The organism is Flavobacterium sp. (assembly GCF_021151785.1).
In the GTDB taxonomy this organism is placed as follows: domain Bacteria; phylum Bacteroidota; class Bacteroidia; order Flavobacteriales; family Flavobacteriaceae; genus Flavobacterium.
Genome location: NZ_JAGKWP010000209.1, coordinates 1 through 1,025 on the forward strand (window position 1 = coordinate 1; position 1,025 = coordinate 1,025).

Sequence of the window (1,025 nt, forward strand, 5' to 3'; positions counted from 1 at the left end):
TAATTCATAATTCATAATTCATAATTCATAATTCATAATTCATAATTCATTTATATGACAACATTTGATCAGCAATTAAAACGCATGCAGCAGGACAAAGGCTTCATTGCTGCATTAGACCAGAGCGGCGGCAGTACGCCCAAAGCTTTACTGGGTTATGGCATTCCTGAAAGTGCATACAAAAATGAAGACGAAATGTATGCATTGATCCATGAAATGCGTTCGCGCGTCATGACAGATAACTCCTTCACCGGAGAGAAAATTCTTGGCGTTATTTTATTTGAGAAAACCTTAAATTCTAAAGTCGAAGGTTTACCTACAACAGAATATTTATGGAAGAAAAACATCGTTTCTTTTCTGAAAATAGACAAAGGCCTTGAAGAAAAAAAGGATGGGGTTCAGGTAATGAAACCTATTCCAAATCTTGCCGGCGTGATTCAGGATGCCAAAAGCAAAGGTGTATTCGGCACCAAAATGCGTTCGGTTATTTTTTCAAATAATGAAACAGGTATTACAAATGTTGTGCAGCAGCAATTTGAGTTTGCCCGAATCATCATTGCAAATGGCCTAGTACCGATCATAGAACCGGAAGTAGATATTCATGCGGCAGATAAAAAAGAAATTGAGGCAACATTGAAAAACAAAATCACGGAACAGTTAAATAAGCTGCAACCAAATGAAAAAGTAATGCTTAAACTTACCCTGCCGACCATTGATAATTTCTATCTGGAGCTTACGCAACACCCGCAGGTTGTACGTGTAGTAGCATTGTCAGGCGGCTATGAACTTGATAAAGCTTCGGAATTACTATCCAACAACAAAAACATCATTGCATCTTTTTCTAGAGCTTTGCTGGATGATCTGCGGGTAACACAAACTACTGTAGAATTTTCAGGCATTCTCTCTAAGGCGATCAACGAAATCTATAACGCATCCATCACGTAAGCATATATTTTTTCATAAAGTATAAAATGATATAAATCAGTTTATGGAAGAGGCTCTTTAAGTAAGCCTCTTCTTTATTT

1 protein-coding gene is annotated in these 1,025 nt (G+C 37.1%); it reads left to right on the plus strand.

The genetic code is table 11. The annotated features are described in order from the left end of the window. Positions 1-54 precede the first annotated feature (54 nt). The gene (locus tag QZ824_RS11700) at positions 55-945 is read left to right on the plus strand and encodes a fructose bisphosphate aldolase (RefSeq protein ID WP_291276194.1); all 891 of its coding nucleotides are present in this window, start codon (positions 55-57) and stop codon (positions 943-945) included. Positions 946-1,025 lie beyond the last annotated feature (80 nt).

Bases quoted from the DNA above. Each gene is read 5' to 3' on its own strand.
- QZ824_RS11700 (WP_291276194.1), top strand. From the start codon at position 55: ATGACAACATTTGATCAGCAATTAAAACGCATGCAGCAGGACAAAGGC.